This is a genomic window from Clostridium sp. Marseille-Q7071, assembly GCF_965112025.1.
In genome coordinates this window covers 4,207,398-4,232,855 of the sequence record NZ_CBCOPR010000001.1, presented here as the reverse complement: position 1 = coordinate 4,232,855, position 25,458 = coordinate 4,207,398, and the positions used below count along the sequence as shown (strand labels likewise).

The 25,458-nt window shown below is 32.8% G+C and carries 24 protein-coding genes and 6 pseudogenes; 25 read left to right on the top strand and 5 right to left on the bottom strand.

Translation table 11 applies throughout. From position 1 onward, the window contains the following. Positions 1 to 65 precede the first annotated feature (65 nt). Positions 66 to 488 (bottom strand): MerR family transcriptional regulator, encoded by a 423-nt coding sequence (locus ACWPW7_RS20125; protein WP_454054979.1) that lies wholly within the window; start codon positions 486 to 488, stop codon positions 66 to 68. 221 nt (positions 489 to 709) lie between these two features. On the opposite strand from ACWPW7_RS20125, the gene ACWPW7_RS20120 reads away from it, so the two are divergent. The 6 genes and pseudogenes from ACWPW7_RS20120 (at position 710) to ACWPW7_RS20095 (ending at position 5,214) form a co-directional block, all read left to right on the top strand. After that, positions 710 to 1,336, top strand: coding sequence for a flavodoxin family protein (locus ACWPW7_RS20120; RefSeq protein ID WP_454054978.1), 627 nt, complete (start codon positions 710 to 712; stop codon positions 1,334 to 1,336). A 22-nt stretch (positions 1,337 to 1,358) separates the two neighbouring features. Further along, positions 1,359 to 2,204, top strand: coding sequence for an aldo/keto reductase (locus ACWPW7_RS20115; protein WP_454054977.1), 846 nt, complete (start codon positions 1,359 to 1,361; stop codon positions 2,202 to 2,204). Positions 2,205 to 2,558: 354 nt separating this feature from the next. Next, positions 2,559 to 3,519, top strand: a pseudogene (locus tag ACWPW7_RS20110) (helix-turn-helix transcriptional regulator). 147 nt (positions 3,520 to 3,666) lie between these two features. Beyond that, positions 3,667 to 4,098, top strand: coding sequence for a VOC family protein (locus tag ACWPW7_RS20105; RefSeq protein WP_454054976.1), 432 nt, complete (start codon positions 3,667 to 3,669; stop codon positions 4,096 to 4,098). A 224-nt stretch (positions 4,099 to 4,322) separates the two neighbouring features. Further along, positions 4,323 to 4,502 (top strand): RidA family protein, encoded by a 180-nt coding sequence (locus tag ACWPW7_RS20100; protein ID WP_454055550.1) that lies wholly within the window; start codon positions 4,323 to 4,325, stop codon positions 4,500 to 4,502. Between the two features lie 517 nt (positions 4,503 to 5,019). Further along, the gene (locus tag ACWPW7_RS20095) at positions 5,020 to 5,214 is read left to right on the top strand and encodes a hypothetical protein (protein ID WP_454054975.1); all 195 of its coding nucleotides are present in this window, start codon (positions 5,020 to 5,022) and stop codon (positions 5,212 to 5,214) included. 425 nt (positions 5,215 to 5,639) lie between these two features. Here the strand turns inward: ACWPW7_RS20095 and ACWPW7_RS20090 are convergent. The 3 genes and pseudogenes from ACWPW7_RS20090 to ACWPW7_RS20080 all read right to left on the bottom strand — a co-directional run bounded on the left by ACWPW7_RS20090 (position 5,640) and on the right by ACWPW7_RS20080 (position 6,909). Beyond that, a pseudogene (locus ACWPW7_RS20090) lies at positions 5,640 to 6,099 on the bottom strand (TipAS antibiotic-recognition domain-containing protein). Further along, positions 6,099 to 6,395 carry a MerR family transcriptional regulator gene (locus ACWPW7_RS20085; protein WP_454054974.1) on the bottom strand — a complete coding sequence of 99 codons (297 nt, stop codon included), beginning with the start codon at positions 6,393 to 6,395 and terminating at the stop codon, positions 6,099 to 6,101. The pseudogene ACWPW7_RS20090 and the gene ACWPW7_RS20085 overlap by 1 nt, the downstream one beginning before the upstream one ends. 41 nt (positions 6,396 to 6,436) lie before the next feature. Further along, positions 6,437 to 6,909, bottom strand: a pseudogene (locus ACWPW7_RS20080) (flavodoxin). Between the two features lie 791 nt (positions 6,910 to 7,700). Between ACWPW7_RS20080 and ACWPW7_RS20075 the strand changes: the two are divergent. The 3 genes from ACWPW7_RS20075 to ACWPW7_RS20065 all read left to right on the top strand — a co-directional run bounded on the left by ACWPW7_RS20075 (position 7,701) and on the right by ACWPW7_RS20065 (position 9,561). Further along, a complete protein-coding gene (locus ACWPW7_RS20075; protein ID WP_454054973.1) occupies positions 7,701 to 8,297 on the top strand; it encodes a TetR/AcrR family transcriptional regulator in 597 nt (198 codons plus the stop codon). Between the two features lie 13 nt (positions 8,298 to 8,310). After that, on the top strand, positions 8,311 to 8,850 hold the full coding sequence (locus tag ACWPW7_RS20070; RefSeq protein ID WP_454054972.1) for a GNAT family N-acetyltransferase: 540 nt from the start codon (positions 8,311 to 8,313) through the stop codon (positions 8,848 to 8,850). A gap of 81 nt (positions 8,851 to 8,931) precedes the next feature. Next, a complete protein-coding gene (locus ACWPW7_RS20065) occupies positions 8,932 to 9,561 on the top strand; it encodes an AAA family ATPase (RefSeq protein WP_454054971.1) in 630 nt (209 codons plus the stop codon). Positions 9,562 to 10,117: 556 nt separating this feature from the next. Here ACWPW7_RS20065 and ACWPW7_RS20060 read toward each other — a convergent pair. Then, positions 10,118 to 10,774 (bottom strand): hypothetical protein, encoded by a 657-nt coding sequence (locus ACWPW7_RS20060; protein ID WP_454054970.1) that lies wholly within the window; start codon positions 10,772 to 10,774, stop codon positions 10,118 to 10,120. Positions 10,775 to 11,586: 812 nt separating this feature from the next. Between ACWPW7_RS20060 and ACWPW7_RS20055 the strand changes: the two genes are divergently transcribed. From ACWPW7_RS20055 to ACWPW7_RS19980, 16 genes and pseudogenes are all read left to right on the top strand, one after another. Beyond that, complete coding sequence (locus ACWPW7_RS20055) at positions 11,587 to 11,913, top strand: response regulator transcription factor (RefSeq protein ID WP_454054969.1); 327 nt, start codon at positions 11,587 to 11,589, stop codon at positions 11,911 to 11,913. Between the two features lie 3 nt (positions 11,914 to 11,916). Then, on the top strand, positions 11,917 to 12,027 hold the full coding sequence (locus ACWPW7_RS20050; RefSeq protein ID WP_454054968.1) for a winged helix-turn-helix domain-containing protein: 111 nt from the start codon (positions 11,917 to 11,919) through the stop codon (positions 12,025 to 12,027). Between the two features lie 137 nt (positions 12,028 to 12,164). After that, positions 12,165 to 12,838, top strand: a pseudogene (locus ACWPW7_RS20045) (response regulator transcription factor). Positions 12,839 to 12,933: 95 nt separating this feature from the next. After that, positions 12,934 to 13,893, top strand: a complete 960-nt coding sequence (locus tag ACWPW7_RS20040) for a HAMP domain-containing sensor histidine kinase (RefSeq protein ID WP_454054967.1) — start codon at positions 12,934 to 12,936, stop codon at positions 13,891 to 13,893. A gap of 140 nt (positions 13,894 to 14,033) precedes the next feature. Then, a pseudogene (locus ACWPW7_RS20035) lies at positions 14,034 to 15,789 on the top strand (ABC transporter ATP-binding protein). Between the two features lie 47 nt (positions 15,790 to 15,836). Continuing rightward, positions 15,837 to 17,625, top strand: a pseudogene (locus ACWPW7_RS20030) (ABC transporter ATP-binding protein). Continuing rightward, the gene (locus ACWPW7_RS20025; RefSeq protein ID WP_454055549.1) at positions 17,626 to 17,868 is read left to right on the top strand and encodes a DDE-type integrase/transposase/recombinase; all 243 of its coding nucleotides are present in this window, start codon (positions 17,626 to 17,628) and stop codon (positions 17,866 to 17,868) included. It begins immediately after the preceding pseudogene. 328 nt (positions 17,869 to 18,196) lie between these two features. After that, positions 18,197 to 18,565 carry a GntR family transcriptional regulator gene (locus tag ACWPW7_RS20020; protein ID WP_454054966.1) on the top strand — a complete coding sequence of 123 codons (369 nt, stop codon included), beginning with the start codon at positions 18,197 to 18,199 and terminating at the stop codon, positions 18,563 to 18,565. Positions 18,566 to 18,712: 147 nt separating this feature from the next. Further along, complete coding sequence (locus ACWPW7_RS20015) at positions 18,713 to 19,846, top strand: DUF5808 domain-containing protein (protein WP_454054965.1); 1,134 nt, start codon at positions 18,713 to 18,715, stop codon at positions 19,844 to 19,846. Further along, positions 19,798 to 19,968, top strand: coding sequence for a hypothetical protein (locus ACWPW7_RS20010; protein WP_454054964.1), 171 nt, complete (start codon positions 19,798 to 19,800; stop codon positions 19,966 to 19,968). Before ACWPW7_RS20015 ends, ACWPW7_RS20010 begins: the two co-directional genes overlap by 49 nt. 178 nt (positions 19,969 to 20,146) lie before the next feature. Continuing rightward, the gene (locus ACWPW7_RS20005) at positions 20,147 to 20,578 is read left to right on the top strand and encodes a YhfC family glutamic-type intramembrane protease (protein ID WP_454055548.1); all 432 of its coding nucleotides are present in this window, start codon (positions 20,147 to 20,149) and stop codon (positions 20,576 to 20,578) included. Further along, on the top strand, positions 20,575 to 20,865 hold the full coding sequence (locus ACWPW7_RS20000; RefSeq protein WP_454055547.1) for a YhfC family glutamic-type intramembrane protease: 291 nt from the start codon (positions 20,575 to 20,577) through the stop codon (positions 20,863 to 20,865). The genes ACWPW7_RS20005 and ACWPW7_RS20000 overlap by 4 nt, the downstream gene beginning before the upstream one ends. Before the next feature lie 200 nt (positions 20,866 to 21,065). After that, positions 21,066 to 21,542, top strand: a complete 477-nt coding sequence (tsaA, locus tag ACWPW7_RS19995) for a tRNA (N6-threonylcarbamoyladenosine(37)-N6)-methyltransferase TrmO (RefSeq protein WP_454054963.1) — start codon at positions 21,066 to 21,068, stop codon at positions 21,540 to 21,542. A 235-nt stretch (positions 21,543 to 21,777) separates the two neighbouring features. Further along, on the top strand, positions 21,778 to 22,593 hold the full coding sequence (locus ACWPW7_RS19990) for a MerR family transcriptional regulator (RefSeq protein WP_454054962.1): 816 nt from the start codon (positions 21,778 to 21,780) through the stop codon (positions 22,591 to 22,593). 211 nt (positions 22,594 to 22,804) lie between these two features. Continuing rightward, the gene (locus ACWPW7_RS19985; protein ID WP_454054961.1) at positions 22,805 to 23,626 is read left to right on the top strand and encodes a helix-turn-helix domain-containing protein; all 822 of its coding nucleotides are present in this window, start codon (positions 22,805 to 22,807) and stop codon (positions 23,624 to 23,626) included. A gap of 805 nt (positions 23,627 to 24,431) precedes the next feature. Then, entirely contained in the window at positions 24,432 to 25,421 is a 990-nt protein-coding gene (locus tag ACWPW7_RS19980; protein WP_454054960.1) for an ABC transporter substrate-binding protein, read from the top strand. Positions 25,422 to 25,458: the final 37 nt, after the last annotated feature.

Sequence of the window (25,458 nt, the reverse complement as noted above, 5' to 3'; positions counted from 1 at the left end):
GTCCTTTTGGGATTAAACATTTTATATCAAAATTATATAAATAAAAATAGTTGTTAAAATTAGACCTAAAAATCCAACTCATTGTCTGTATATGCACAGCAGGTTGGAATTGGTGAGTCTGTATCATAGGCCTGGCAGGCATCATGGTAATAATCGAGCTTTCGGTCAATCAAACGAAGATGTTTTTTTAAATCTTCGATTTGCGTTAAAATATCTTCTTTATGTTTTATTAAAATATCGTTACGGACATGAAGGGTATGATTACCTTCATTCTGCCAGTCTGTGAATTGCTTAATTTTCTTAATAGGCATTCCAGTATTCTTAAGACAGCATATAAGTGAGAGCATTTCCATATCATCCCTTGTAAAAATACGATTGCCTGATTTATCCCTTTTAACATTAGAGAGCAGTCCCTCACGGTCATAGTATCTTAATGTATATGTTGTTAAATTCATTTTTTTAGCGGCTTGTGCTATGGTATAGTTCACGTTTATCACCTCAAATAGTTTTTTATATATTATATAACTTACACTTAACTCTAAGTCAAGGATGATTATGAAAATTGTTAAGTGTAAGGTTATACTTGCTGTATCGTAGGGAAAGGAGTATGAATTTATGAATATGAAAAATTTTTTTTACATATACTATTGACTTACAGTTAGGTGTAGGGTCTATACTTGCCGTATAGCAGAGAAAGGGGTGTGAATTTATGAAAGTGATAGTTATTAATGGTAGTCCCCGTAAAAACGGTAATACAAGTCAGGCACTTAAGGTTATGGCAGATGAGCTGGAGCAGCAGGGTATAGAAGTTGAAATCATTCAAATTGGCCAGCTAAATATTCATGGGTGCATTGGCTGTGGATACTGTTGGACTTCCGAGGAAAATCACTGTGTTTTTAAGAATGACATTGTCAATGAGGTTGCAAAAAAAATGCGTGAAGCAGATGGCTTTATTCTTGCATCCCCTACCTATTATGCAGGAGTAGCAGGAACAATGAAGGCTTTTCTGGACAGAGTATTCTACACGAGTTCAGATTATTTCAAATATAAAGTTGCAACTTCCATTTCAGTTGTAAGACGTGCCGGTGGTGTAGATGTAGTACACCAGCTAAATAACTATCTTAACTTAGCCCAGACAGTTATGCCGCCGTCTCAATACTGGACAGTAGCATATGGTTTGGAAAGAGGAGAAGTTCATCAGGACGAAGAAGGTATTCAGACCCTTCGTAAAAATGCCAGATCAATGGCCTGGCTCCTTAAGATAATTGACGCTGAAAAAGAAAAAATACCTGTTCCTGTAGATGAAGACCATGTTATAACAAATTTTATACGATAATAAATCAGAAAGGAAAATAATTATGAAAGAAAATTTTTACACATTAAGCAACAACTATAAGATTCCAAATATAGGATTCGGTACATTCCGCACGCCTAGTGGAGAGGAAACAGAGCAGTCTGTACTAAATGCAATCAAGGCAGGATATCGACATATCGACTGCGCTGCTGCTTATGGAAATGAAAAAAGTGTTGGTGAAGCCATACGTAAATCCGGTGTGGCACGTGAAGAATTATTTGTAACAAGTAAGCTGTGGAATGATGACAAAGGATATGAAAAGACATTAGCTGCTTTTAATAAAACCTTAGAGGATTTACAGCTTGATTATCTTGATTTATACCTTATCCACTGGCCTATTGCAAAAGCATCCAAGAATAACTGGCAGGAAGCAAACAGCGAGAGCTGGAGAGCATTCGAGGAACTTCATAACCAGGGTAAAATTAAAGCAATCGGAGTTAGTAATTTTCTTCCGCACCATTTAGAACCATTGCTGGCAACCGCTAAGATTCAACCGATGGTGAATCAAATTGAATTCCATCCCGGCATGTTGCAGGAGGAAACTGTAGTATTTTGTAAGCAACGCAATATTTTGGTGGAGGCATGGGCTCCATTTTCAAACGGACAGATTTTGAAGCATCCAGCATTAAAGGAAATTGCGGATCAATACAAAAAATCTGTAGCTCAGCTTAGTCTGCGCTGGATTATTCAAAAGGGAATTGTTCCATTGCCAAAGTCTGTTACACCGGAGAGAATTAAAAATAATCTTGAGGTATTTGACTTTGAAATCAGTGCACAAGATGTTGAGAAGATTGACAGACTAACCGATTGTGGAAGCTCAGGGCTTCATCCGGATAAAGTAGATTTCTAAGGTTATCTGATATCTATCACTGTTAAAAAAATTATTCCTTATACCGTTGAATAAATGAATATGAAGAACATGAATAGAGTGCATTTCTTGAACAAGGGATTGCACTCTATTCATGTCAATATGAAATAAAATTTAATTAGTTTTTGAATAAACAAGTTATGAAAACTTCTTATTAACATTCCATTTGACATAATTAATTTTAGCTACTAGAGTATATATTAGAGAAACATATAAAAAATTGAATTATACCGAAATGTCGGAGGAATAAAATTTGTTATCTCAGTCAGATGAAATTGCTGGCTGAAGATCATAGAGTAATTGCATTGGAAGAAAAGTAGGAGAGGAGGGTGTCTCATGGCAAAAAATGATAATATGCTGGCAATTCTTTGGATGCTGAATTCAGGAGCAAAAATAACTGCTAAGCAAATTGCGGAAAAATTAGAGATAAATATACGAACCGTTTACCGTTATATTGATTCGCTCTGTGCAAGCGGAGTACCGATTTTATCAGATGCAGGGCAGAACGGTGGATATAGATTGCTGAACAATTTTATCCAAGCACCTTTGTTTTTTGATGTTGAAGAACAAAAAGCGCTTCTTCATGCCGCTGTATTTGCCAAAGAAGCAGGATACCCTTTCAGTGAGTCCTTAAGTAATGCAACTCAAAAATTAAAAATGTATTCAAACCGGGAACAAGAAAGTATTCTCAATCGCCATTTAGCTGGTTTCGAAGTGATAAACCGTAATATTGCCCCTTCTGTTAAGACGACATTGGAAGAACTGGAGCGGGCTGTAGCAAACGAATATTCTGTAGAAATTGAATACCGCACAAGCCATGAAGAACAACCCCGGTCAAGAGTGATTGATCCTTATGGAATACTTTATTGGAACAATAAATGGTATACGGTAGGATTTTGCCATCTTAGGAATCAAATCAGAAGCTTTCGAGCTGAACGGATTTTACAGATAAAACGAACACAAATGATATTTAAAAGACCTGAAACCTTTTCTGTTAGGAAATTTTTTGCAGAATCTTTTGCCTGATTCAACAGGTAAGGATGGAGTGATTTCATTAATTATCAGTGGCAGAGCAGAAGCTTTGGACGATTTGTGCATTCATTGGTTTTTAGGTCATCATCTGAAAGAGAGGACGTCAAATCAAGCAGTTTTTTTACTTGACGAAAGAGCCATTCATGCATATGTACCTTATTTTCTTCTATCTTATGGAAAGGCCATTCAAGTAATCGAACCGCAGAGTTTGAAGAAAAAACTTGTTACCGTTGCATCGGAGCTAATGGAATATTATCAGATTTAACAGCTTTGCTGACAGTAGTTGTCAGTGAAGCTGTTTTATAATGATGAAAAGCGTTGATTCAAATAAATGATTGATTACGCTTGATGAATTCGATCCAATGAACACATGCTTAATAATATTTTGGCATAATTTAAAGGAGGTACCAAAATGGCTGATTGCAAAAAATATATAGGAGTAACAGGTAAATATACAAAGAATGGAATACCCAACGGCTTTACAACTATAACACCATTTATAGTAGTGAAGAATCCTTCTGAAGCAATAGAGTTCTATAAGACAGTTTTTAATGCAAGGGTTAAGGATACTACTGAATTTTTCGACGGAAATGGTAATAAAATAGTTGTTCATGCGGAATTAGATTTTGGCAATGGCTTTTTGCAGCTGGGAGTAGAGAATCCGTCATACAAATTGGTCTTGCCGCCAACTGAGGATAATGCATGTTATTCTTTGGCAATTTACGTTTCAGATGTTGATCAGGTGTTTGAAAATGCAGTGGCAAGGGGAGCAAAAGTTAGGGAAAAATTGTTAACTTTGTTTCAGGTGATCGATTCGGGAGCATTTTGGATCCTTTTGGGGTAAGATGGTCTATTATGACCAGGATTGAGGATTTATCAGAAGAAGAAAGCATCTGTAGAGTAAGAGAATGGGCAGATAGCTTTAAAAGTGCAGAAAAACAAAAGGATAGATTTGATTGAAAGAAGCAAAAATTATGAGTGAATTTAAAATGGAGCATAAAAACCCAAAGGGGCTATTCGTATCAAAAGCATTTAGTCAAGCGATTACCGTAAGCGGAAAGGCAAAAAATTTATATAGGCGGACAAAATGCTACTAATTCAAAAGGTGAGCTGATTGGAGTCGGTGATTTGGAATTGCAGACAAAGCAAGCGCTTAATAATATCGTGACTATTTTAGCTTCTGAAAATGCAAGCTTTGCCAATTTGGTTAAACTCAATATCTATTTATTCAGTGGATGCGACCTGTGAATTGGTTACAAAGTATTCCAAGAAATGGTAGGTTTATTAGAGAATCCACCTTTAGTCACCGTCCTATTTGTCTCGAAATTTGCACGCCCAGCTTGCCTTCTTGAAATAGACGGAATTGCTGTCATTGAGGATAAGGATAAGGTTGTATCTTAATATTCTATGGTCTAACAAGCATGAGAATAACTTCATCGACCAGGTGGAAAATAATCATATGAGCTTCCGGTATTTGGTAACACGGGTAGGTATATGTTACCCAGAACACCCCATCCATTGTTAGGAGTGGAAAACCTAATAATTAATAACATAGAAATTGAAATATAGAAATTTTGCTTATATTTTCTATGAGTATAAATGGGATATGTCTTATTTGGTGTATTCCATTTTTTATGCTGTTCCGCTTCTTGTGTTTACAGGATTATACTAGATCATTAATTAAGAAATAGATGTTCATTTTTCGTATGCATAAAATTATGGATAACTTTATAATGAGTGTATCAACTATGAAAGGGGTCATAATATGACAATAAAGGAAAAAACAAAATTATTTCGAAGCCTACATAAAGAAAATAAGCCTGTAGTATTATTAAATATTTGGAATGTAGAAAGTGCCAAGGGTCTAACTCATAAAAATATAAATTTAATACCAACTGGAAGCTATGCAATGGCAGATTATTATGATACGAGAATGGAGCAAACCAGCTGTCAATTATAGTTCCTTGCTATATATCTAAGGTACGGTTTATAATTATATCTTAAGTAAATTCAGATTATAGAACCAAATCAACCAAGAAAAGGCTGTGAAGAATTATTACTTCAAGCCATAGTTAAATAGTCTATATTTACTATGACCCTGCAAATTTAGCAAGAGATTTAAGGATTCTAGATCAATTAGGATATAAAACCCTAGAAGTAGAACAAGTAGAAATGTTTCCACGGACAGCACATACAGAAGCCGTGGGGAGAATTGAACCCGCCTGAAACCTTGATAAATAAAGGTGTCCAGGCGGTTTTTAGCTTAGATGATTGTAAGATGACCATTGAAGAGATAAAAAAGATGACATAACCCGTAAAAGAAGTAGAGGCAAGCTTAGAGGCTTGTTTCTTATTTCCGTTGAGGTGGTGGAGATTATTTAGAAGTCATTTGTCAGCACAATAGAAAATGATAGCTCTGTAAATAAAATCACTCAAATCTTCACCACTAAATTGGTTTATATATTTTTTGAATCTGCTATCAAACTTGTAAGTATTTGCGATGCATTTCAGGATTTCATTATCACATACAAAAGTCTTGAAAGCTGTCTGCCCATTGTTTGACAATGGACTGTACATTATCCGAAGTAGGAGATTCTTTCATATGCTTGGCAAATAGTTTGAACAGCTCTTTCATGCCATCATCAAACTCAGTATAGAGTTTATCTTTTTCTTCGCTGGTTAATAGGGACATATTTTTCTCATACTCTTTGAATTTTTCTGTTTCACCGTAGGCAAATTTTGCCTCTCTCTTGTATTGCTCTTTTAGAGGAAGAACATTTGTGTTTTCAAATATATCTAAATCAAATATATCCTCACCGGACAAGTAACGTTCTAAGTTGGACATCATCTTTTCCAATTTCTGTTTTTTGATAAAATTTTATAGTGACGTTCCAATATTCTGTTTTGTTCTTGTTTTGATAATTGAAGAATGCAAGATATATCTTTTAATGGCAAATCCATTTCTTTCAAAAACAGAATAATTTGTAGTCTTTCAAAATCGTTCATATCATATAAGCGATAGCCATGAGAGGATAGGTTTGTTGCTTTCAACAAACCTATCTCATCATAGTAATGTAAGGTTCTTCGTGTAATTCCTGCTATCTTGGTTATTTCGTTTACTGTATAATACTGCTTTCGCACTTTGAGCATCCTCCCATTAACGTTGAGATTTAGAACTTCATTTACTTTAACATCTCAATGCTGTCAATCCAATCTTGAACATGCTTATCATCAAAATCGCTTGTTGCCGCAAATCCCGGTAACAATTTTGAATTAGGGCATTCTTTAGATATATTGATTTCTATTTGCCCAAATCCACCACCACCATGAGTGCAAAACGGAATGATTGTTTTTCCGCTCAAATCAACACTACGCAGAAAACTCAATATTGGCGGTGCAAAAGATTTGAACCAATTAGGTGTTCCTACAAAAATATATTCATACTTGTTTACCGGTTCATTTCCAGACAGCAACTTAGGACAGTACCCCTTTCAATTTCATTTCTTGTTTCTTTTGTTGCGCCATTGTAGGTAAATGAATAAGGTTTTTCCGGGATTAACTCTCTAATATCTCCATCTGTAATGATTGCTATATCTTCTGCCAAACTTTTTGTTGTATTTGAATAAGAGTAATATACAACCAATGTTTTACTCATAATAAATCCTCCGAAATTCTATTTGCATATTTTGCTTTTCTTCATTATAGTCTGTAACGTAACGTAACCGTCAAGTCCCTATATAAAAATAAATTCTAAAATAACTTGGTAACCTCATTAATGGGAATATCAAAACAGTAAATTGAATTGTAATGCAAAAGTAGGTGCAAATTGACACAAAAAATGACCTATCCAGGCGACTGTTTCTGAATTATAACTTGCCGCCAAGGTACTACCATGCCCAAACGGTATCTTTTTGGATCCTCAAGGCATGTGGAGACTTGTATGTTGCTATAACGAAAAATTATATAGAAGTCCTTAATTTTAGGTACTTCTTCAACCATTTTGTTTTTACAAATGAGGGTGATAATATTCGTAATAAACAGTTAAAAAAATATATTAACATTTCCGTGGTTATTGATATGGAGTGTGGAGATACAATAGAATAAAATTAAAAGTTATGAGGTACTGTGAAAATGGTATCTCTTTTTTATGTCTGGATCTTCAGAAATGAGTGCCTATTTTGTGTAAAAAATCAGGAGAAAAGTGATTAGTATACAACGAAAAAATGAGAAACTTTTATCTCTATTAAAAAAAAGAAATAAAATCATTCTATTTAATTGATATTTATCTAAGCAGACAAAGGCAATGCAAGTATCACAGTTTGATTTAGTATTGGAAAAGAATGAAAACAACTGGAAGATTGTTAAGAAATAGTATTGACAAATTCACTATTTAGCCCTACACTAAAATAGACAATAATGTCTATTTTAGTGTAGGGGGTGACTTTAATGCCACAGGTAAGTGAGAAATATTTAGAAGCACGAAAAAGTAAGATTGCAAAAGCTGCCATTAATGTTTTTGCTAAGAAAGGTTATTCTAATGCCACGATGAAAGACATTATGGATGAAGCAAAAATATCGAGGGGCGGTTTATATGCACATTTTGAAAATATTGATTCTGTTTTTGTAGCTGCATTAAAATATGATGATTTTTTAAACATGGAATCAGTTTTAAGCCCTAATCCCAAAGAACCCTTATTACCGCAGCTAAAAGATTGGATTCAGAAAACAGTATTGTCAATACAAAATTCAGAAACGAATTTAGTACGTGCAAAATCAGAATTTTTTCTTTCACATGATGTTTCTGAAATTCCATATTTACAAGAAAGGCATGAAAAGCTTGCGGATGCTATTCAGTTATTCATTAACATGGGGATTGAGGCAGGAGAATTTAGAGATAAAATTGATGTAAATTCCTTTGCTGAATTACTTATCGCAATGATTGATGGAATTATGTTACAACAATATAATCAATTTTGTCCGAGTATTAAACTTTCTAAAATATTTGATTTACTGAATACGATGATTGAGAGTATTCTATCTTAAGGAGGAGCATATAATGTTTGAAAATGAAGTGATAAGATTACGAAAAATTTCTTTAAATGATTATTCTACCTATCATAATTGGCGTAACGACATAGAGGTTATGCAAAGTACTAGTCCACAACTCGATATGTATACTTTGGAAGAAACGGAAGAATACGTTTCAGCAATAGCCACTCAATCTAATGCTAAGGGTTATATTATTGAGTACAAAGAAACTAATCAAGCAGTCGGTATCATTTCTTTAATAAATATAGATTATAAGAATCGCTCTGCTGAGTGTATTATTGATATCGGAGTAAAAGAGATGTGGGGAAAAGGAATCGGTACAGCTGCTATTTCTTTAATACTAGAGTTTGCATTTAATGAGTTTAATTTGCATCGAATATATTTGCAAGTATTTTCGTTCAATAAAAGAGGCATAAAGCTTTATGAAAAAATGGGTTTTATACATGAAGGAAAATTACGTCAGGCACTCTATCGTAATGGAAGTTGGCATGATATCGTCATTATGAGCATTTTGAAGAACGAATATCTATCTGTTAGCTATAAATAAGCTCACACAGGAAGTCGTAGGCAAAATTGCCTTTTAAAAGAGACTGTAGACCATGAAGAAGTTTAGGGAATCGGATATATCTTGATTAAAAAATATTATGAAAACGGATATGCAACTGAAGGAGCAAAAACAATGGCAGACTATGCGTTTAAATTAAATTTTTTTAGGAGGTGTTTTATGAGACGATATATTTTAACAGGTGCACCAGGAAGTGGAAAAACTTCAATTATTAGATTATTAGAAACAATGGGTTATTTGGTAGTAGAAGAAGCCGCAACTGATATAATTGCTTTAGAGCAAGTACAAGGTAATGCTGAGCCATGGAAGGATGCGTTCTTTATTAATAAAATTGTGGAATTGCAAAAACAAAGGCAAGTACAGCTTTCAGCTCTTCCATCTGAAGTTCAAATTTATGACCGCTCAGTTTTTTGCACATATGCTCTAAGTGAATATCTTGGATATCAACCATCTAAAGATATTCTGGAAGAAATAAATAGAATTGAGAATGAACAAATCTATCAGAAGACGGTATTCTTTATTGAGAATTTGGGTTTTTGCCAGCCCTCAGAGGCAAGAAAGATTAGCTTTGAGGAAGCTTTATGTTTTGAAGATATTCATGAAAAAACGTATAAGTCCTTTGGATATACGTGTATAAAAATTCCACCCGGAAGTGTAATTGAGCGAGCACGCAAAATTATAAGCATGTTATAAAATTTATTTTCGTCTTGCCATTATTTTATTTTTATCAAAATTTATAAAAGTTAATTATAATAGATATCTCATATTTTTATATAATGCATAGCAATGAAGGAGGATAACAAGTTAATCTCATCAAGAACACAAATAACTATTCTCTGAAAATGAATGAGCAGGCGTATTTTCTAAAGAAGATATCCTGCTTTTTTATGCCTTTTTTAGAGTTCAAAATCTATCACTTCAATAAAGATTGAAGGAAAGCACAATGGTAAATGAAATGATGCTTATCTTTTTCTCCTCTGAACATCATCCCCTATCCTCAAGGTGAGTAGGATTAGATGAGCCTTCGGAGGAAATAACCCCGTCAGAGGCCATGGAGTATGAGGACGTCATACGCACTACCATCACTAAAGAGAATCAATATTTTGAAAATCATCGCGACCATACAGAATATCTTGATGAAGGTCCCATGAAAGAAAAGGCGTATAGCCTGTACCCGTCAGTGGAAATCCACGATGGTGATGGATACATCATAAATAGATCTCTTGGGGTATTTCTTTGATCATTTTATCTACTGTACGGAATTCATTACTAAATCCATTAGATGAATGCCGTTCGCTCCTCCCATTGATAATCCTTCCAAGCAACCTGTGCAATAGCATACAACTTTATCAGTCTTAAATTGAGCACAGTGTTTTTGCATCAAAACTTTCTGTTCTTCTTCAGTGCGAGGAACAAATTTATCTCCTGCATTCTCAATAAATCGCACTGGGGCAAAACGCTCATAACGGGGAGAGTATGCCTTTAAAAGAGATATTCCACAATAATCAGCTTTGTCATATGATGCTTCAATTTCTTCGGTTACAATATTCATGCGACTTAAGATACTACGGACAGCATTTTGTAGTGCACGATTATCATAGGTCCTCCAACAATCCTGTACAGTAATCACTTCGCCACGGTAATCAGGCCATGGAAAATCACTATCTTCATCTAAAATCTCCCACACGCTGATTGACTTTATCTGAGGAGAATGTTCTTGGAGAAAAGCCCCGCATGTAGGACATACATATACTGCTATATCTTCATCCGATACTCCGCTCATATTTGTACTGCAGCAGCCTGTAATGTGCATGTCAAATCGTTTTTTGAGATAGTTTTGAATTTTATCACTATTTATAGGTGAATGTGCAGTGTATTTGCACCCCGGAAAATAAATTAATGACATAGTAACCACTCCTTTATCAACATATAGGTCCCGACTATGTTCATAATTACATTCTGTTATGTCAATTTGCTTTCTACTACAAAGACCTACTAATTAGATATTATTATATATTATTTAAGTATGGAAGTAAAACAAATCCAGCAAATGGGACAGCTTTTCAACTTCTCCTAAAAAGGGTTTATTGACACTCTGAATTACCATAATAGCTACTGGTTTTTATTATTAGGGACGGTTCATAATTATATCCTAAGTAAATTTAGATTACATTAGTAAACCCACCAAGAAAAGGCCATTAAGAATCACTACTTCAAGTCATAGCTAAAATATCACCATAAAAAATAGTCTACCTTTCCTGTAACTCTGTAACTTTAGCAAGAGATTTAAGAATTCTAGATCAATTAGGATATAAAACTCTAGAAGTACAACAAGTATACATATTACCGCAGACGGCACATGTGGAGACCATAGTTGCAATACATCGAACAGGTATATAAAAATCCTTGATTTTAGGCACTTTGAGAGAGATTTCAGCTTTTCTCAAGAAGATTGAAAAGAGAAGAAAAAAAGCAATTTATGATGGCGTAAATGTATCTGTAGTTCTTGATATGGTGTCTCGAAACACATAAATTTACAGTTCATAAAATAATGTTATTATAATCATTCAATTAAATAGTAAAGAGTGTGGAGATCGCTTATTTTCAAGCTTTTGAGAATGAGTGGTTTCTTTTTTGTATCTAAAAATAGAACTCAGAAAACAAAAAAATTGGAAAGGTGTGGAGGCAATTGAATGAAAAGCTGATATTCCAATCTTAATGGTAACTGCTTGCCAAGAAGATATTGATGAAGTTCGAGGACTAGGATTGGGAGCCAGTGACTATATTGAAAAGCCCTTTTCTCCCAATGTGTTGTTGGCAAGAATAAAAACTCATATTGATTACTATAATCGTTTGAAAGAAATTCCTACGGTAAAGAATCCAATTCTATCCATTGAAGAATTTCAATTAAATACAGATACACATCGTGTTTTTGTTCGAGGAGATGAAGTTGCCTTAAAAAATCGGGAGTATGAGTTGTTGTTATTCTTTATGTTTCATGTGGATATTATCTTTGACCGTGAAACGCTATATGAAAGAATATGAGGCATGGATGCATTAGGAGATAGTGCAACGGTGGAGGTTCATATTAATCGATTAAGAGAGAAGATTGAAAAAGAACCATCGAATCCAAGGTATATTCAAAGGGCATGGGGGTAGGATATCGGTTGAAGGGATAGAGATAAAGGCAGTGACATAAATACGCCTACAGTATAATACTTATTAAGAATACAAGTATCAATTTGTTTAGAATGAGTTTATGAAAATGTATTATAATAAAATGGAGGTGATGAAGTATGGTTCATATTCTTGTTGTAGATGATGACAAAAATACGAGAAGATTTATGAAAGCAGTGCTAGAAGAAGAACAGTATATTGTATTTACAGCTTCCGATGGAGTGGAAGCTTTGGATATTTTAGATACAACTCACATTGATTTAGTCGTGTTAGATATTATGATGCCAAAGATGGATGGCTATGAATTTACAGAGATTTTGCGTAGCGTACAAAATGAACTACCTATATTAATGGTTTCGGCGAAACAACTTCCTGCTGATCGAAAAAAGGATTTCAAGTGGGAATCGATGATTTTATGACAAAACCAGTAGATGCAGAGGAAATGGTGCTACGCATTAAAGCGCTGTTACGTCGTGCTAAAATTACAAGTGAACGAAAAATAATGATTGGAAATGTAGTACTTGATGCAGACTCTTTATCGGTAACACGAGAGGGAGAAACACAAGTGCTTCCACAAAAAGAGTTTCAGCTTCTATTTAAATTATTATCTTATCCGGGTAAGATATTTACAAGGATTCAGCTTATGGATGAAATCTGGGGGACAGAGAGTGACTCGGGTTGGGAAACTGTAACTGTACACGTTGGTAGGTTACGCAGGAGATTTGAGGGTTGGTCAGAATTTCAAATTGAATCCGTACGGGGGCTAGGGTATAAGGCGGTGAAGTTAGTATGATAAAGTTCATAAGGAAACATAAGTACTAAAGATCCCACACCAGTGATATTAACGTTAGTATTTGCTATTTTGGTTTTTTGATATTGGGGATTACTATGGTGATTGTAGGTTCTTTTGTTGTATTGTTAAATAAACTACAAATTATTGATACCTTTAACACACCAAATATTTGGATCCCAACTATTTGGTTTGCAATTGCTAGTATATTAATCGGGACTGTAGTTGCTATTATTGTTAGCCGTATACCCTTAAAGCCAATCAATACAATCATTCATGGCATGAATCGATTAGCCAATGGAAAGTATCAAACACGAATAGATTTAGGACACGTATCGTTTGCCATGGACATATCCAATAGTTTCAATACACTTGCAGAAGAATTGGAAAATACAGAGATGCTTCGTTCTGATTTTGTCAATAATTTTTCCCATGAATTTAAAACACCAATTGTGTCAATCTGCGGGTTTGCTAAGTTATTACAAAGGGATACGATTTCGAAAGAAAAGCAAAAGGAGTATTTAAGTATTATCGTGGAGGAATCTACTAGACTTTCTGAGCTGGCAACCAATGTACTTAATTTGACCAAAGTTGAGAATCAAAGCATTCTAACGGACATTTCTCAATTTAATCTTTCGGAGCAATTGCGAAACAGTGTATTAATGTTAGAGAATAAGTGGATGCAAAAAGGAATCTCAATGACTGTGGAATTTAATGAGTATTATATTGAAGGATGTGAAGAATTATTAAAGCAAGTGTGGATTAATATTTTGGATAATTCCATTAAGTTTTCACCAACCCATAGTGATATTGAGATTGAATTGATAGAAGAACATGATTTGATTACTGTATCCATCATTAATCATGGACCAGAGATGAATACGGAAGAAACTAAACGTATTTATGATAAATTTTGGAAAGGGGATACCTCTCATGCCTCGGAAGGTACGGGAATTGGTTTATCCATTGCAAAACGAATTGTAGAACTTCATAAAGGGAAAATTGATGTATATAGCTCAAAGGAGCGAACGAAATTTTCTGTTATTTTACCAAAATAGAGTATAATAATATATTGATTAGAGTAATTGTTTTAGAACAATTGCTCTTTTTTTATGTATTAATATAAATGCATAATGAGTTTAGTTTCAGTTTCTTTTTATGCGATATGATATTCCTAACTTACAGAAAGGAGAATCATATGATTAAATTATTTAAAAATTTAACGAAAAAAGAATGGTTATTTGTAGGAATCAGCCTTGTATTTATTATAGCACAGGTATGGTTGGACCTAAAATTACCAGATTATATGAGTGAAATTACAATGTTGGTGCAGATCGAAGGTAGCACAATGAGTGAAATCTTAACTGCAGGAGGAAAGATGTTAACATGTGCACTAGGAAGTCTTGTTGGTTCCGTTATTGTTGCTGCATTAGCCGCAAAAGTTGCTTCCAACTTCGGTGCCAGACTAAGAGGGAATCTATTTGATAAGGTACAGTCCTTTACGATGGAAGAAATCAATAGATTTTCTACATCCAGTTTGATTACAAGATCCACCAACGATATTACACAAGTGCAAATGCTTGTTGTAATGGGCTTACAAGCCATGATTAAAGCACCTATTCTAGCAGTATGGGCAATTATAAAAATCTATGGTAAGAGTTGGCAATGGACATTGACAACAGCACTTGCGGTATTGTTCCTAATAGTTGTTGTTGGTTGTTGTGTAATTTTAGCAATGCCTAAGTTTAAGCGACTTCAAAAATTAACGGATGATCTAAACAGAGTAACGAGAGAGAACCTTATTGGTCTTCGGGTTGTTCGTGCATATAATGCAGAAGAATATCAAGAGCGTAAATTCGAAAAAGCAAATACAGAATTAACGGGAGCCAATTTATTTGCCAACCGTGTAATGGCTATGATGCTGCCAACTATCCAGTTAGTAATGAGTGGTTTATCCTTAGCAATTTATTGGGTGGGAGCGATTCTAATTCAAGAAGCTAGTATGATGGAGAAAATGACATTGTTTTCAGATATGATAGTTTTCTCCTCTTATGCAATGCAAGTAGTTATGGCATTTATGATGCTAATTATGATTTTTATTATGTTACCTCGTGCTTCCGTTTCTGCGAAACGTATTCTAGAAGTATTAGATACAAAACCAACTATCGTAGATGGACAGATTACGTTTTCAAAAACAGAATGTAAAGGTGAAGTGGAATTCAAAAATGTAAGTTTTAAGTATCCAGATGCAGAGGAATATGTAATACGTAATGTAAGTTTCACTGCAAAAAGGGGGAAACGGTGGCATTTATCGGTTCCACTGGATGTGGTAAAAGCACGGTAGTTAATTTAGTACCACGTTTTTATGATGTAACAGAAGGAGAAGTTTTAGTAGACGGAATTAATGTGAAGGAATATAGCCAATACGCACTTCATAATAAAATTGGGTATGTATCCCAAAAAGCAACGTTATTTGGAGGAACTATCAAATCGAATGTTGCCTTTGGAGATAATGGTAAGGATGGATTTCTTGCCACTGATATTATAGAGGCAGTTAGTACTGCCCAAGCAGCTGAATTTGTAGAAGCAAAAGAAGAAAGCTATGATAGCTTTGTAGCACAAGGCGGTGCCAATTTATCTGGTGGACAAAAACAAAGAGTATCTATTGCCCGAGCGATTTGTAGACATCCAGAAATATTTATTTTTGATGATTCCTTCTCAGCGCTAGATTATAAGACAGACCGTAAATTACGTGATGCATTAAAACTTCAGTGTGCAGATGCTACCAAACTGATTGTAGCACAACGTATTGGAACTGTTCGTGATGCAGACAAAATTGTAGTACTTGATGAAGGGGAGTAGTGGGAATTGATACACATGAACAATTAATGAAAACATGTGAAGTGTATCAACAAATTGCGTATTCACAATTATCGAAGGAGGAGTTAGCATGAGTCATAAAGAAGAATATAAATTAGGGCAATCTAATCATAGAAAACAAATGGGACCACCAGGACCAGGTATGGGCGGCGGTGGTGAGAAAGCCAAAGACTTTAAGACAACATGGGTAAAGTTACTTCAATATTGTAAAAAATATTGGTTAGTTATGGTAATTGCATTACTTTGTGCAGTTATGGGTACTGTGTTAACCTTAATTGGTCCTGACAAATTATCAGAACTTACCGATTTGATTACAAAGGAATTGTGACTGGAATTGATTTAGATGGTGTTGCTAGAATTGGTTGGACATTGGTTATATTTTATGGACTTAGTTTTCTGCTGTCATTAATACAAGGTATGGTGATGGCTACTATTACACAAAATATATCTAAACAGTTACGTGGAGATATTTCTGCTAAGATTAATCGTTTGCCGATGTGGTTTTATAATAAGACAACAACAGGAGATGTGCTATCTCGTGTGACTAATGACGTAGATACCATTGGGCAGTCTCTAAATCAAAGTGTGGGGACATTAGTTTCTGCAATTACTTTATTAGTTGGATCTTTGGTTATGATGTTAAAGACCAATGTAATCATGACAATTACAGCAATTGTTGCAACTTGTATTGGAGTTGTATTAATGATGCTTATAATGGGAAAATCACAAAAATACTTTGCATGTCAGCAGCAGCATCTAGGTGAAATCAATGGACATATTGAAGAAATTTATGCCGGGCATACCATTGTAAAAGCTTATAATGGTGAAGCTGAAGCACGAAAGAAATTTGTTTATTTAAATAATGAACTTCGAGAAAGTACTTTTATGGCTTCAATGTTTATCAGGGTTAATGATGCCCCTGATGTCATTTATTGGTAACTTAGGTTATGTTGCAGTTTGTGTAGTTGGTGCCGTTCTTGCAATGAATAAAACGATTTCCTTTGGAGTAATCGTGGTTTATATTATATGTAAGATATTTTACACAGCCATTAAGCCAGCTTGCGCAAGCTGCCCAGTCTTTACAATCGGCTGCAGCAGCAGGAGAGCGTGTGTTTGAATTTCTTGAAGCGGAAGAAATGGAAGAAGAGTCAACAAAGACAAGAAAGCTTGAAAATGTACAAGGTAAGGTTGATTTTGAAGATGTACATTTTGGTTATGAAGGGTCAGATAAAACAATTATTAATGATTTCTCGGTTTCTACCAAGCCAGGTCAAAAGGTTGCAATTGTTGTACCAACTGGAGCAGGGAAAACTACGATTGTGAATCTTTTAATGCGTTTCAATGAAATACAAAGTGGTACAATTAAGATTGATAATATTCCAATTCATCAGTTACGACGTGAGGATGTTCATGCACAATTTTGTATGGTGCTTCAAGATACGTGGATTTTTGAAGGAACGGTACGTGAAAATCTAGTATATTGTACAGAAAATGTTTCTGAACAAACGTTAGAAGAGGCATGTAAAGCAGTTGGGTTGCATCATTTTATACGTACGCTTCCACATGGATATGATACGGTGTTAAATGATCAAGTGAATCTATCGGCAGGACAAAAACAACAACTTACAATAGCGAGAGCCATGATTGCAGATCGACCAATGTTAATTCTTGATGAAGCTACAAGTTCTGTAGATACTCGTACAGAGTTAATCATTCAAAATGCCATGGATGAGTTAATGAAAGGACGTACTTCATTTATTATTGCCCATAGACTATCAACAATTAAAAATGCGGATTTGATTCTTGTTATGAAAGATGGGGATATCATGGAGAGCGGAAGTCATAACGAATTAATGGAACAAGGCGGATTCTATGCAGACCTATATAATAGTCAGTTCGATGCGGCGTAAATAGGAGGGACAGATTATAATGTTACAATTAAAGACGGTTGGTGCTGTTTAGCTTCAGTTATGAATATATATAGTAGAAAAATAATAGATTATTCAATGTCTAAACACCTTGACACTGTTCTTGCTCTGCAAGCTGTAAAGAACGCCATGGGGCTTCAAAAGCCAACTAAACCTTTAATACTTCATAGTGATTTAGGATGTCAATACACAAGCTCTGTCTTTAAAGAATATATATGGTATTGAAATTGATTTTGGTCCAATGATTAAATAGTGATAAATTAGTATTAAGCAAATTTAATTTTAAAGTGTATAATAAGAGTTCATATTACTCCTTAAAATCTTGTAAATACAAGCCTTTGAGGAGTTTTTTTACTTCATTAAATAGGTAATTGAATAAAACTATAACTTATAAAAATCCCTCAAAAGTTTTCATTCTCGCAGTATCTAATTTTTATTTGACAATAAAATTAAAAAAATAATTATGATATTGAATTTTAATATATTTGTTATAATATATATATAGCAAATATAACATGTAGAATAAATGTTAGGATTTAAAGGTGGTGGTGAGGTGATTAAGATATTATTCGATAGTGAAACTCCAATATATGTACAATTAAAAAATGAAATTATTAAAGCAATTGCAAGAGGTGAGCTAGAAGAGGGTGAGGCTCTCCCGTCTATTAGGGACTTAAGTGTAGATATTGGAGTGAATCTTCATACTATTAATAAGGCTTATAATCTTTTGAAAGATGAGGGGTACTTATCAATAGATAGAAGAAAAGGTGCTATGGTTAATGTTAATAAGGGTAATAAGAAGGATTTCTTAAATTCCATAGATGAGGAACTAGAAGTTTTTTTATGCAGGTGCATATGTAAAGGAGCTAGTAAGGAAGAAATAATTAAGTTAATTAGCGACAAATATGATGATATTAAATAGGTAGGTGATTTTTGTGAAAGCAGAAATATTAATATTTTTAATTATAATGATAATAACCTATATTCCTCTTGTCTTTATGCAGAAATTTTCTCAAAGAGCTGTTTTTTACGGAGTTAGAATTCCAATAGGTTTTGAGAAAAAGAAGACTTGATAAAAGAAGATAAAAATTATAAAAGAAATTTAAATATATGTTTTTTATTAACTGTACTTTTAAGTATATTAATAATGATTAAAGTAAGTGAAGAGTACTGGTCAATTATACTTATATTCAGCGTATTTTTATTTATATTTGAGAACAGTTGGTGCTTTTATAAGACTAATAAAAGAGTAAAAACTATTAAAAAAAGAGAAAACTGGGAAGATTTATTAACTGATGAAAATATAGTAGTAGTGGATATAAAGGCTAAGGGCAGAAATTATGAAAAGTTAAGTAAATGGTATTTTGCTCCTCCAGTTTTACTTTTCCTATTGGTGTTTTTTATAGCATTAAGAAATTGGAAAGAAGTAGAGATTATAGGATTAATAACTTTCCTCTTTACAATAATTGTATTATTTTTTAGTTTTTTATCAATTAGCAAATCAAAGCAAAACTTAAATGGAGGAAATGTTGAAGATATAAGAGTTCAAAGTATAAAATTTAGAAGGATAATGTCAATATTTATAATTATGTTTACCTATGCTATAGCCATACTTTTTACTGCAATAAATTTGGGAAATATGAATTTAATATCAACTAAAAATGAGTTTATTATCGCAACAACTATGAGCATATTTAGTATAATTTTAGGGTTTGCATTGATTATATATAGCTATAAAGTGGGACAAAGCGGAAAAAATATTTCAATAGAGAAAGATAGACAAGATAAAGATACATTAGTTATTAATAGAGAAGATGATGATAATTACATTTTTGGTATGATTTATTATAATCCAAATGATCCAGCATTTTTTGTAGAAAAGAGGGCAGGCGTGGGTTGGACCGTAAATGTTGCACGTCCTATGGGAAAAGTAGTTATGGCTCTTACAGCATTATTGATAATAGGTACTATTGTGATGACAGTTTATGCGTCTACTTCAATGAAAGTTGATTTACAAATAAGAGAACAAGTTGTAACTATTAAAGGTATGTACTCTGAAAATATAGATAGAAAAGATATAGTGGAATTGTCTTTTGAAAAATCTCTTCCTCCAATAGCTGCTAAACAAAATGGAGGAGCCATTGGGAACAAAAGGTGGGACAATTTAGAACAAAAGATGGAGATAGAGTTAAATTATTTATAGAGGATGATAAAAATTCAGTAATTAAAATAGCTACAAAGGAAAAAATTATTTATATAAATTACGAAGAGAAGGAAAAGACAGAAGCTCTTTTCAATGAGTTAAAGGACTTAAAAGATAAGTAGGTGCATAAAAAAGATTCCACTGAAAGAAATTTCAATAGAGTCTTTTTTTATTAAAATTGTGTTTTTTAGCTATTTGCCATAAATATTAGTAAATTATCATAAATATTGATTTTTTATTATATTTGTTATATAATATATATAACAAACATAACAATATAAAAAAGAGGGGATTTTTTTGGTGAACTCAGCATCAATAATTTCTGCGGGAATATCTGGAGCTATGTGCGTTTTACTTCCGATAATTGTACTGATATACTTTAAAAAGAAAGAAAAAATAAGTTTAAAGCCTGTTATTATAGGTGCCATTGTTTTCTTTATTTTTACGCAAATACTTGAAAGACTTCTTCATATGGTTGTAATAGGAAATAATTTAATTAAAAATCCTATATTTTTTTCTATATATGGAGCATTAACAGCGGGTATATTTGAAGAAGTGGGCAGATTTATTGCTTTTAAAACAGTTCTTAAAAATAATCATGAATGGAAAGATGGCATTGCTTTTGGTATAGGTCATGGTGGTATAGAAGCTATAATTATAGGTGTTTTTTCAAGTGTACAATTTATAATATATAGTAATTTAATAAATAGAGGGTTATTTGATATAATATAGTTTCAAAAGTCCCTGCTTCTAAAGCAAGTCAACTTTTGAAACTAAAAGAAATACTGATACAAACACCTGTTAGTAATTTTATAATTAGTTTTACGGAAAGAATATTTGCATTTGGGATACAAATAGGCTTAACAATGATAGTTCTATATGCTATAAAATATAGAAAAAATATATATTTGTTTATAGCAATATTGATACATGCATTAATAGATTTTCCTGCCGCATTATACCAAATGAAAATAATAAACTTATTCATTACGAGAGTGCAATACTTCTATTTTTTATAATATCACTGATATACTTAGGTAAAACGAAAAAAATCTTTACTGATCAAGTTATATAATTCAATAGCTATTAAGGCAAAAATGATAATCCTCATCAATGGGCTTAAACATTAATGAGGATTATTTTTCATATTGACTCTCACATGATGTCAGGGTATACAGTGGGTTTATGGGAAAATAAAAATCATGTGGAGGAATGAGTTATGAAAAGTTTTCAAGTAAGTCCTATTGGAAAAATTAGCGTCAATGAGGAGAAAATGGTTATTGAAATTAAGCCAAGTTATATTCCAGCTCTACAGGCATTAGATGGGTTTAGTCATATTAATGTGATTTGGTGGTTTAGTGGCTTTGATAATGAAGAGGCAAGAAATACACTTGAAGTATCACAGCCATATAAAAAGTCTCCAGATATAATGGGGATATTTGCTACAAGGTCACCTATTCGTCCAAACCCTATTGCATTGACTGTAGTGCAAATTATTTACATTGACTATGAGAAAGGTATCATTCAAATTCCTTATATTGATGCTAATGATGGTACACCTGTACTTGACATAAAACCATATACACCAAGCCTTGACAGAATTGAGACTCCTGGTGTGCCAGAATGGTGCAGTCACTGGTACAAAAGTTTAGAGGAATCTGGCAGTTTTAATTGGGAAAAGGAATTTAATTTCTAGTTTTATATGTAGGTCGATAGATGAACTATAAACTATCATATTTTTGTCATATCAAAGTATAAAATCTAGAAGTTAAAGAGGAAACCACTAAAAAGCAATAAATATAAAAATTGCTTTATTTATGGTGTTGTTTAATAATATTGTGATGTACATTGCTTCATGGTTCGTCCTTAATAAAGTATGTTGAAGTTTAGTAGAACAATCACTATAATATCTTGATATAGGGGTGATAGTAATGTTCAAGATAGGTGAGTTTTCTAAATTAACCCAAGTATCAGTTAGAATGCTAAGATATTATGATGAAACTGGTCTATTAAAACCTGCAAAAATAGATAAATTTTCTGGCTATAGGTTATATTCTACAGAGCAAATTCCTATTCTTAATAAAATTATTTTTCTACGAGATATAGGATTTAATGTATCAGAAATTGCAATTGCACTTAGTCGCTGGGATGATACTTTTATTACAAATCAACTTGAAAATAAACGTTTAGAAATTGAGAATGCCATTAAGGAAGAACAGGATAAATTGAGTAAGATAGAATTAGCAATGAAAGATATTCAAGAGGAAAAAATGTCAATTCACTACAATGTTACTATTAAAAGCATACCTAGTTATAAAGTTCTTTCTTTGAGAAAAGTAATTCCTGACTATTATGGGGAAGGTGAGCTTTGGAAAGAAATGTCTGAGTTTTCAGATGAAAATAATATTTCCATTTCCAATAACACTTTTTCTATTTATCATGATACAGAATATAAAGAAAGAGATGTTGATGTTGAACTATGTGCACCTGTAGACAAAATAGGGGAAAATATGAATGGATTTGTATATCGCAATACAGAACCTATACCAATAATGGCTTGCACAATGGTATATGGTGAGTTTAAGAATATTGCCAATGCATTTCTAGCCTTTGCTAATTGGTTACAGAAACACAATCAATATAAAATGACTGGGCAAAGCAGGCAAATTGTTCATCGTGGACCATGGAATGAGAGAAATCCTGATAAATACTTGACTGAAATTCAAATTCCATTGGATAAAATATAGTAATTTATATAAAAATCATCCACATAAGTATATTTTAAGTTTTTATACGGGATGTCTATATGATGATACCAGAGGAAGATTGTAAACTATAAATAATTAAGTTATAATGAGCTAAATATTTAAGCACATATCATAGATTAATAGAACTATTTTTTATAAAGTAATATTATTAAATGGCTGTTATAAAACATAGTGTGAAAGGAGGTATTAAATGGGGATAGAATTACTTAATCTTGTAGAACATTTCGCTAATACCGCTTTTCAAGTAGAAGGAGTATATAATTATAGTATTGAACCAGGAAGTTCTGGTAATATGAAAACAGCACCTTTTCCCGGATTTATTTTCCCATTAGGAGGTCAAGCGGACTTACTTTTTAATGGCACTTCTTACATAGCAAGTGTTGGAAATGTGATTCATGGTGGCGCGAATATGAGTTTGAGTAAAAGTGTGGTTGGTGATAAAAAATGGAGTTATATTTTAGTTCTCTACAGTATGCGTAAGCCAGAGCCAAAAGGATTTTCATTAGAGAATGCACATTTTGAACTTGTTATAGGACAAAGTGCTCGGCTTGTTGAGTTGTTACAACGATTATGGAGAGTATCAAATCAACCAGGATCAATTGCTAAATTTCAAACAGATACTGCATTTCGCTGTGCATTAGATGAAATCTTTACATGTGCATATAACCAATCAAATGGTGATGATAGGATATTATTTAAACAAGTATCAGATTATATTCATGAGTACTATATGGATACTCTTACTATTCGTTCTCTTGCAGAACTACATGGCGTAAATGAGAATAGGTTATTTTATGTGTTCTCAAAATATGTAGGAATGGGGGCAGGAGATTATCTTATGATTCATAGACTTAATCGTGCAAGGGAATTGTTAGTAACAACTGATACTCCCGTAATAGCCATAGCAAAAAGCGTTGGATATCATGATCCATATCATTTTAGTAAGAGATTTAAAAAACAATTTGGAGATTCGCCAAGTAAGTTTCGTGAGAAGTTCAGATATAAAGAGTGATGATTCAAGTCTGTGTTACATTTTACTAGAATTGAATCATGGTATATTAATTAATTTTTATATTGAAGTATATAAAAGGAAGTTTTTAAATTCTTATTGTTTAAGGATTTAAGAACTTTCTTTTTTTGTTTAAACTATTTTTTACGACTTTTAAGACTGATTTATTCTTTAAATCACAATAGAGATTGCATCTTACCTTATGAAAAAAATTCAATCATACCATTAATTTTCTAATTTGTAATTTAAGAGAAATTCAGGAATAATGCATTATGGATTCAGTAATCATCCATTTTCATAGTATTTTTTATTTGCTATATTAGTCATAGCTAAATTAGTCATGACTAACTTTATCAATATGATTATATGAATATAATATCTCTAAAATTAATATATGCAAAAATAATTGGTGTTTTTTAGTATTATAGTTGAAACTATTGAATTCACAATTCATAGTTCACAATTCACAATTGTGGATATTTCTCAGCAAAAGCTAAGAAATTTAAAAATATTTATTTTTGAAGTGATACAATCACTTATACAATTGAGAATTGACGATTGTCAATGGACAATTACGGATACTTCTCTTTTATAAGAGAAGTTTTGAACTTATTCCTTTTAAAAGTGACACAGTCACTTTTATTGAAAAATCTTTTAAAGAAATTAATTTGTAAAAATTAATTTTCACCATAATTGTGAATTTTGCATTGTGAATTGAAATACTCAAGACTGTAGCTATGTTTAGCTATATATTAAACTTTAAGGAATTTATCTATATTATTGAAATTATTATTTAGGAGGAATGAAAATGAAAAAGTTTATGGGATTATTTATCTCACTTACATTAATCATAGGTATACTATCTGGTTGTAGTGGAGCTAATAATAAGGATAGTGCAAGTAAATCAGATAATACATCTACGAAAGAGGTAGAAGATAAGGGAAACTCTCAGTGGCCTAGGACTATAAAGGATGCAACAGGAAAGGAGATTAAATTTGATGAAAAACCTGAGAGAATAGCAATTCTTCATGCGGCGTTTTTGGATTATTTTTTTGCTTTGGAAACACCACCAACTGCTTCTGCTGGAGCAACGGTTGGTAACGCAATGAAAGCTTTAGATGAATTTGAAACCCTTAAGCCATATGCTGGTACAGCTAATATTATAGATTTAGGTAGTGCTAGAGATTTAAACATAGAGGCAATTCTTGAATCCAAGCCAGATGTAATTGTGACATTTAAAGGTCATGTAGATAAGATATATGATAAATTAGCTAAAATAGCTCCTGTGGTTCAAATAGATTTTAAAGATTCTTGGCAAAATAAAACTATGCAATGTGCACAAATTGTTGGAAAAGATGAGTTAGCTACTAAAATTATAAATGAAACTGAAGATGAAATTCAAAAAACTAGAGAGCTATTAGAAAAGCATAAAGACAAATCATTTGCTTTACTTCGAGTTGATGGAAAGGGAAATTTTGTTGCATTTGGCTCAAGTAATACCATTTATTATAACAAGGATGATGGTTTTAATTTGTCAATACCTAATGGTTACCCTGAAAATAGTGAGGTTATTTCATTAGAAGGTTTATCTCAGATGAATCCAGATTATATTATATTTAGACATTTTCAGGATATTGTTAATTCTGCTATTGAAAAAGAAAAATCTTCTCCAGTATGGCAGTCACTTAACGCAGTAAAGAACGATAATATTTTATTTTTCGATGATTCTTTAAATAGTGAAAGTCCACTAGCATTGCAGATTGCAGCTAAAAATTTAATAAAAGCCCTATCAAAATAACCTTTATTCACAGACTATATTAGATTTAAATAAAAGT

Coding starts and splice junctions, on each gene's coding strand:
- ACWPW7_RS19980 (WP_454054960.1), top strand. CDS start 24,432: ATGAAAAAGTTTATGGGATTATTTATCTCACTTACATTAATCATAGGT.
- ACWPW7_RS20055 (WP_454054969.1), top strand. CDS start 11,587: ATGGTAACTGCTTGCCAAGAAGATATTGATGAAGTTCGAGGACTAGGA.
- tsaA (WP_454054963.1), top strand. CDS start 21,066: ATGAAAAGTTTTCAAGTAAGTCCTATTGGAAAAATTAGCGTCAATGAG.
- ACWPW7_RS20115 (WP_454054977.1), top strand. CDS start 1,359: ATGAAAGAAAATTTTTACACATTAAGCAACAACTATAAGATTCCAAAT.
- ACWPW7_RS20120 (WP_454054978.1), top strand. CDS start 710: ATGAAAGTGATAGTTATTAATGGTAGTCCCCGTAAAAACGGTAATACA.
- ACWPW7_RS20095 (WP_454054975.1), top strand. CDS start 5,020: ATGACAATAAAGGAAAAAACAAAATTATTTCGAAGCCTACATAAAGAA.
- ACWPW7_RS19990 (WP_454054962.1), top strand. CDS start 21,778: ATGTTCAAGATAGGTGAGTTTTCTAAATTAACCCAAGTATCAGTTAGA.
- ACWPW7_RS20075 (WP_454054973.1), top strand. CDS start 7,701: ATGCCACAGGTAAGTGAGAAATATTTAGAAGCACGAAAAAGTAAGATT.
- ACWPW7_RS20070 (WP_454054972.1), top strand. CDS start 8,311: ATGTTTGAAAATGAAGTGATAAGATTACGAAAAATTTCTTTAAATGAT.
- ACWPW7_RS20060 (WP_454054970.1), bottom strand. CDS start 10,774: ATGTCATTAATTTATTTTCCGGGGTGCAAATACACTGCACATTCACCT.
- ACWPW7_RS20050 (WP_454054968.1), top strand. CDS start 11,917: ATGGATGCATTAGGAGATAGTGCAACGGTGGAGGTTCATATTAATCGA.
- ACWPW7_RS20105 (WP_454054976.1), top strand. CDS start 3,667: ATGGCTGATTGCAAAAAATATATAGGAGTAACAGGTAAATATACAAAG.
- ACWPW7_RS20040 (WP_454054967.1), top strand. CDS start 12,934: ATGGTGATTGTAGGTTCTTTTGTTGTATTGTTAAATAAACTACAAATT.
- ACWPW7_RS19985 (WP_454054961.1), top strand. CDS start 22,805: ATGGGGATAGAATTACTTAATCTTGTAGAACATTTCGCTAATACCGCT.